The organism is Archangium sp., from assembly GCF_036389735.1.
Lineage (GTDB): Bacteria > Myxococcota > Myxococcia > Myxococcales > Myxococcaceae > Archangium.
In genome coordinates this window covers 1-6,539 of sequence record NZ_DASVWK010000205.1, presented here as the reverse complement: position 1 = coordinate 6,539, position 6,539 = coordinate 1, and the positions used below count along the sequence as shown (strand labels likewise).

The window sequence follows — 6,539 nt, the reverse complement described above, 5'->3', positions numbered from 1 at the left end:
CGGGGCCCGCGTGGTGCGCAACCAGCGGGGGCGCGAGATTGGCACCGTGGAGGTCACCCTGAACGAGGAGGGCCGCGAGGACCCGCTCTTCGACGGGGTGTCCGAGCGCTTCACCGTCCAGGCCACCCACGAGGACATCGTCGAGCAGGCCCCGGAGGGGGCGACGGTGCTCGCGGGCAACGCGAACACCACGGTGCAGGCACTCGCCTTCGGGCCCCTCATCCGCGGCGTGCAGTTCCACCCCGAGGTCCAGCCCGAGGCCATGCGTGCCCTCATCCTCGCCCGCCAGGAAAAGTTGGAGGTCGAAGCAACTCAGCGGGGTTACTCGCCCGGGGAGCGGGTGCCCCGGCTGCTGGCCGGGATTGCTCCCTCGCCCGCCGGGCGGCGCATCCTGAGCAACTTCCTGGAGCGGTTCACCTGAGAGCAGGGCTGGAGTAGGTACACACCATGGCCTCCCGCTGGGACTACCTTTTCGAGACCAAGCCGGTGCCGCTCATCGACCACCTCATCGAGGAGGTGGCGAAGCTGCTCGCCAAGGATCTCGCGAGCTGGCCGCCACCCGTGCAGGAGGTCGACCTGGAGGTGGGGGGCCAGTACGCCCCCATCTTCACTGGGGAGGTGCCCCGCCCGGACCGGGTCGTCTACGACGAGGCCCTGCGGCTGTCGCGCTGGGAGTTGGCCCGGGAGATCGACGCCTACGATGACTACATGCGCAACAAGCGCTACCTGGCGCATGGCCTCGCGCCAGGGGACCGGCTGACCCTGCTGTTTCTCAACCGGTGGATCGTCGACCAGATGCTGGGCCTGGGCGAGGCCACGGAGAACCGGGTCAACCGTCGGCTCATGCAGCAGTGTCTCGACCGCCTGGAGGCTCGCCTGAGGCTGGTTCAAACGCCCTTCGCTTGAAGAGTGGGCAGCCCCCTGCGATAAGCCGCCCCATGCTGCAGCCGCACGATCACCTTGCCCCGGCGGAAAGTCGGAAGCGCCTCCTCATCCTCCTGGGGCTGTGGCTGACCATCGTCGTCATCCTGGTGATCTTCCACTCGGTGCTGCTGCCCTTCGCGAGCGCCGGGCTCATCGCCTACCTGGTGCACCCGCTGGTGACGCGCATCACGCGACTCCAGGTGCGCGGCAAGCACGTGCCCCGCTGGGTGGCCATCCTGGCCATCTACGCCCTCTTCTTCCTGGCGGCGTACCTCTTCTTCATCGCCATGGTGCCCCAGCTCTACCAGGAGATGGCGCGCATCAGCCGGGATGGAGTCGCCTTCGCCAACTCGCTCACCCCCGAGCGCGTCCACCTGATGGCGGACCATGTCGAGGTGTGGCTGCGCGCCAACGGCATCCCCGTGGCCATCGCCACGCCCGAGGAGCTCCGCTCCGGGGTGCCCATCAACGGCATCGCCGTGAACCTGGAGGAGGCCATCCAGGACACGGCCGCGAGCCTGACGGCCCTCACGCGCGAGCACCTGGGCGACATCGTCACGGTGTCGCGCAACATCATCGCGTCGGTGGTGGCCGGCGTGTTCATGATGTTCTTCATGTTGATGGTGGCGGCGTTCTTCTCCATCGACGCCCAGGCCATCGTCCGCTACTTCACCAGCCTGGTGCCGGTGGAGTACTCCTCCGACTCGCGGCTGCTGCTCGAGCGCATCGACCGCTCGCTGTCCGGTGTGGTGCGTGGGCAGGTGACCATCTGCGTGGTCAACGGCGTCCTCACGGGCATCGGGCTGGTGCTGTTCGGGGTGAAGTTCGCCTTCCTGCTGGCCACGATCGCCACCGTGTTCAGCCTCATCCCCATCTTCGGCACCATCCTCAGCTCGGTGCCCATCGTGGTCATCGCGCTGGCGGACGGCTTCCAGAAGGGAGTCGCCATGCTGCTGTGGATCATCGGCATCCACGCGCTGGAGGCGTACTTCCTCAACCCGAAGATCATGGGCTCGGCGGCGCGCATCCACCCGATCATCGTGGCCTTCAGCCTGATCGCCGGGGAGAAGCTCTTCGGGCTGGTGGGCGCGCTCTTCGCGGTGCCGGTGGCCTCCATCGTGGTGGCCTGCTTCGACTACGCGCGCATCAAGGCGCAGCCGGCGGGCGCGATCGTGGAGCTCGAGCCCGCCGAGCCTCCCAAGCCCTAGTCACCCTCGTGCAGGAGAGGTCAGCCCTGGCAGGCGGCCTCGCAGCGCGAGTCGCGGCAGATGACGAGGCAGCGCCCGCAGTCGATGCCATTGACGGGGCAGGTGCCGGTGCAGCGCACGTTGGAGCAGTTGGGCCCGTCCTGCACGTGGGTGGGGTTCGTCCCCTCGCCGCAGCAGGCGTTCCCCGTGCAATCCGAGTCCCGGTAGCAGACGCGGTTGGACAGCGGCTCGGGAATCTCCCCGAAGTCACTGTCCACCGGGCCACACCCGACGGCCCATCCGAGCACCGCCCCCAGAGCGAGGGCGGCCAGAGACACAGAGCGGGTGCGGCGCATATGTCGACTCCCTATCGGAGCTACCGGTTCATCGAGCCGAGGAATTCGGCGTTCGAAGCCGTTGGACGCATGTGCTTGAGCACAAATTCCATCGCGTCGATCGGCGTGAACGGGTGCAGGACCTGACGCAGCGCGGTGATCCGGATGAGGTCCGACTGGTTCAGCAGCAGCTCCTCCTTGCGCGTACCGGACTTGTTGATGTCCAGCGTCGGGAAGATGCGCTTCTCCATCAGCTTGCGGTCCAGGACGATTTCCGAGTTACCGGTGCCCTTGAACTCCTCGAAGATGACCTCGTCCATGCGGCTGCCGGTGTCGATGAGCGCGGTGCCGATGATGGTGAGGCTGCCGCCCTCCTCGATGTTGCGCGCGGCGCCGAAGAAGCGCTTGGGCTTGTGCAGCGCGTTGGCGTCCACACCACCGGAGAGAATCTTGCCCGAGGCCGGCACCACCGTGTTGTAGGCGCGCGCCAGACGGGTGATGGAGTCCAGGAGGATGCACACGTCGTACTTCTGCTCGACGAGGCGCTTGGCCTTGTCGATGACCATCTCCGCCACCTGCACGTGCCGCGTGGCCGGCTCGTCGAAGGTGGAGCTCACCACCTCGCCGCGCACGTTGCGCTCCATGTCCGTCACTTCCTCGGGGCGCTCGTCCACGAGCAGCACGATGAGGTAGACGTCCGGGTGGTTGCGCGAGATGGCGTGCGCGATGTTCTGCAGCAGCACCGTCTTACCGGCCTTGGGGGGCGCCACGATGAGGCAGCGCTGGCCCAGGCCGATGGGGCAGAACATGTCGATGATGCGCGTGGTCATCTCCGACCCCTCGTGCTCCAGCTTGAGCTTGCGGGTCGGGTAGAGCGGCGTGAGGTTGTCGAAGAGGATGCGCTCGCGGGCGGCCTCGGATGACGGGTCCGCGAAGTTGACCTTGTCCACCTTCTGGAGCGCGAAGAAGCGCTCGCCCTCGCGGGGCTGGCGGATGGGGCCCGTGACCGTGTCGCCCGGCCGCAGGTTGAAGCGGCGCACCTGCGACGGCGACACGTAGATGTCGTCCGGGCTCGGCTGGTAGTCGCTGTCCGAGCTGCGCAGGAAACCGAAGCCGTCGCTGAGCAGCTCCATCACGCCCTCGGCGTGCACCTCGAACTTCTTGTCCGCGATGCCCGACAGCAGCGCGAAGATGAGGTCCTGCTTCTTCAGACCCTGGTAGCCCTCGATGTTGAAGTCGTGGGCCATCTTCGCCAGGTCGGTGATCTTCATCCGCTTCAGGTCATTGAGCGTGATGACCTGCATGGCCGTGCCGTCGCGCGTCACCTCGGTGACGTGGGGTGTCTCGACCTGCTCGGGGGCGGCCGGCTGCGCCGCGGGCTCCTCGTGCGCGGCCGCAGCGCGGACCTCCTGGTACTCGTCGTCTCGCACCGGGTGGGACGGCATCGGCGTCAGCACCGGGCGCGGCGTCTCGGGAGCGGCGGCCTCGGGGGCCTCGGCCTCGGAGGAGTCCTCGTCCCGGCGGGCGGACGTCCGGCGGCGCGCCGGCTTCTCGGTGTCCTCCCGGTCCGCCGTCTTGGCCCGCGTCGCGCGACGCTTGGGCTTCTCCTCTTCGACGGGGACGACTTCCAGGAGCTTCTCTTTGGGGGAACGCGCTTTGGCCATGATTGGAGGGGGGTGTTTCGGCGGGCGCCCAGCGGGGGCGCGCACGGGGATGAAATGTCCTGGGGGTACGCGAAACGCGAAACGCCCTCAGCGGGGCACCCGGGATCCCTTCTTGCCGGGACCGCACGAGTGGTGAAACCTTGTACTCTGGGAAGAGGTGGCGCCTGAGGGTGAGACAACAACCCTCATGAGCCGCCGCAAGAGGTTATTGACCGCCTCCAGAGCTGTCAAGGCATCCTCGCTCCCTGCCCAGTCAGGCAGCCGACGCCCCGAATTTTTTCAGTCCAGCCGCCGAGCCTTCCTCCGTGACCTCCTCGAAGACCGCCGACGCCACCCGGGCCGACCAGCTCCGCCGCGAGCTCGCCCACCACAACTACCGCTACTACGTGCTCGATTCGCCGGAGGTCAGCGATGCGCAGTACGACCGGCTGATGCGCGAGTTGCAGGAGATCGAGGCCCGTCATCCGGATCTCATCACCCCGGACTCGCCGACCCAGCGGGTGGGCGGGGCACCGGCGGAGAAGTTCGAGAAGGTGGTGCACCGGCAGCCGATGCTCTCGTTGGCCAACGTCTTCAACGACGAGGAGCTTTCCGAATTCGACGAGCGCATCCGCCGCCAGACGGGCCTCAAGCACATCACCTACGTCTGCGAGCCCAAGCTCGACGGCCTGGCCGTCACCCTGCACTACGAGCACGGGCGCTTCGTCCGGGGCGCCACGCGTGGCGACGGCACCGAGGGCGAGGACGTCTCCGGCAACCTGCGCACCATCCGCAGCCTGCCCATGGAGTTGCTGCCCCAGGACGGGGTGAAGGTGCCCGGCGGCATCGATGTGCGTGGCGAGGTCTTCATCGCCAAGAAGGACTTCAAGAAGCTCAACGACAAGCGCGAGGAGGAGGGCGAGCCTCTCTTCGCCAACCCGCGCAACGCCGCCGCCGGCAGCCTGCGCCAGTTGGATCCGCGCATCACCGCCTCGCGCCCGCTCTCCCTCTATCTGTACGAGTGCGTGCCCGGCGAGGGCGTGCCGGCCTTCCGCTCGCACACGGAGAAGCTCGAGTACCTCAAGTCGCTCGGGCTGCCGGTCAACCGGCACGTGCGCGTGGACAGTGTGGAGGGGGTGCGTGAGCAGTACCGCGCGTCCATGGAGGGCCGGCACGCGCTGCCCTTCGAGGTGGACGGCATGGTGGTGAAGGTGGACGAGGAGGACCTGCGCCAGCGGCTGGGACAGGTGTCGAAGAGCCCGCGCTGGGCCGTGGCCTACAAGTTCCCTCCCGAGGAGGAGGCCACGCTCGTCGAGGACATCCAGGTGTACGTGGGCCGCACGGGCGCGCTCACCCCGGTGGCGCACCTCAAGCCGGTGAAGGTGGGCGGCGTCACCGTCAGCCGCGCCACCCTGCACAACGAGGACGAGCTGCGCCGCAAGGACGTGCGCAAGGGCGACACCGTCTTCATCCGCCGCGCCGGCGACGTCATCCCCGAAATCGTGAAGGTGGTGGAGTCCAAGCGCCCGAAGGACGCCCAGCCCTTCGTCTTCCCCACCGAGTGCCCGGTGTGCCACGCCGCCGCGGTGCGAGACGAGGAGGGCGCCATCATCCGCTGCACCGGCGCCTCCTGCCCCGCCCAGATGGTGGAGAAGGTGCGGCACTTCGCCTCGCGCACCGCCATGGACATCGATGGCCTGGGCGAGAAGCTGGCCGGCCAGCTCGTGGAGACGGGGCTGGTGAAGTCCTTCGCGGACCTCTACCACCTCACCAAGGGCAAGCTCCTGGAGCTGGAGCGCATGGGCGAGAAGAGCGCCGACAACCTGCTCTCCAACATCGAGCGCTCCAAGCAGACCACCCAGCCCCGCTTCCTCTATGCGCTGGGCATCCGTCACGTGGGCGAGGCCACCGCCAAGACGCTGGCCGAGGCCTTCCCCGACGTGCGCGACCTCTATGAGTCCAGCCTGGAGGACATCACCCGCGTCAAGGACGTGGGCCCCACCATGGCCCAGGTCATCCATGCCTTCTTCCGCGAGTCGCAGAACCGCGAGGCCATCGAGGCCTTGCTCCAGGCGGGGGTCGTTCCCGCCGCGCCCCGGGTCGTCAAGGGCGGTCTCTTCGCGGGCAAGACGGTGGTGCTCACCGGCGGCATGAGCGGGATGAGCCGCGAGCAGGCCAAGGAGGAAATCGAGCGCCGGGGTGGGAAGGTGTCGGGAAGTGTCTCGCGCAAGACTGACCTCGTCGTCGCGGGCGAGGATGCTGGCAGCAAGCTGAAGAAGGCGCAGGAACTCGGAGTAAGAATCGTGGACGAGCAGGCCTTCTTGCAGTTGCTGCAGGGAGACGCACGAGGCTAGGAGGGTCGGCACCATGGACAGGCGGCGAGCGAGCCTCCGGATTCGGGGTAAGGTGCAAGGGGTGTTCTACAGGGAGAGCGCTCGAACCGAGGCCCT

At 67.8% G+C, this 6,539-nt stretch carries 6 protein-coding genes and 1 pseudogene; 5 read left to right on the top strand and 2 right to left on the bottom strand.

Annotation, left to right across the window (positions count from 1 at the left end):
* The 3 genes from VF794_RS07690 to VF794_RS07680 all read left to right on the top strand — a co-directional run.
* A partial coding sequence (locus VF794_RS07690) for a type 1 glutamine amidotransferase (RefSeq protein ID WP_414640884.1) occupies window positions 1–421 on the top strand: 421 nt, incomplete at its 5' end.
* A gap of 26 nt (window positions 422–447) precedes the next feature.
* Window positions 448–906: a hypothetical protein gene (locus VF794_RS07685; RefSeq protein ID WP_331108531.1), complete on the top strand. Its 459-nt coding sequence runs from the start codon at window positions 448–450 to the stop codon at window positions 904–906.
* Between the two features lie 32 nt (window positions 907–938).
* Entirely contained in the window at window positions 939–2,132 is a 1,194-nt protein-coding gene (locus VF794_RS07680; RefSeq protein ID WP_331108530.1) for an AI-2E family transporter, read from the top strand.
* A 20-nt stretch (window positions 2,133–2,152) separates the two neighbouring features.
* Here VF794_RS07680 and VF794_RS07675 read toward each other — a convergent pair whose 3' ends face one another.
* Both VF794_RS07675 and rho read right to left on the bottom strand, forming a co-directional pair.
* Entirely contained in the window at window positions 2,153–2,467 is a 315-nt protein-coding gene (locus VF794_RS07675) for a hypothetical protein (RefSeq protein WP_331108529.1), read from the bottom strand.
* Between the two features lie 20 nt (window positions 2,468–2,487).
* On the bottom strand, window positions 2,488–4,110 hold the full coding sequence (gene rho, locus VF794_RS07670) for a transcription termination factor Rho (protein WP_331108528.1): 1,623 nt from the start codon (window positions 4,108–4,110) through the stop codon (window positions 2,488–2,490).
* 305 nt (window positions 4,111–4,415) lie between these two features.
* Here rho and ligA point away from each other — a divergent pair, with 305 nt between their 5' ends.
* Together ligA and VF794_RS07660 are read left to right on the top strand one after the other, a co-directional pair.
* Window positions 4,416–6,443, top strand: a complete 2,028-nt coding sequence (ligA, locus tag VF794_RS07665) for an NAD-dependent DNA ligase LigA (protein ID WP_331108527.1) — start codon at window positions 4,416–4,418, stop codon at window positions 6,441–6,443.
* A gap of 13 nt (window positions 6,444–6,456) precedes the next feature.
* Window positions 6,457–6,539, top strand: a pseudogene (locus tag VF794_RS07660) (acylphosphatase); the annotation flags it as partial.

What these genes read in the sequence shown, in the direction of transcription:
- VF794_RS07685 (WP_331108531.1), top strand. Translation starts at nt 448, where the DNA reads ATGGCCTCCCGCTGGGACTACCTTTTCGAGACCAAGCCGGTGCCGCTC.
- VF794_RS07680 (WP_331108530.1), top strand. Translation starts at nt 939, where the DNA reads ATGCTGCAGCCGCACGATCACCTTGCCCCGGCGGAAAGTCGGAAGCGC.
- VF794_RS07675 (WP_331108529.1), bottom strand. Translation starts at nt 2,467, where the DNA reads ATGCGCCGCACCCGCTCTGTGTCTCTGGCCGCCCTCGCTCTGGGGGCG.
- rho (WP_331108528.1), bottom strand. Translation starts at nt 4,110, where the DNA reads ATGGCCAAAGCGCGTTCCCCCAAAGAGAAGCTCCTGGAAGTCGTCCCC.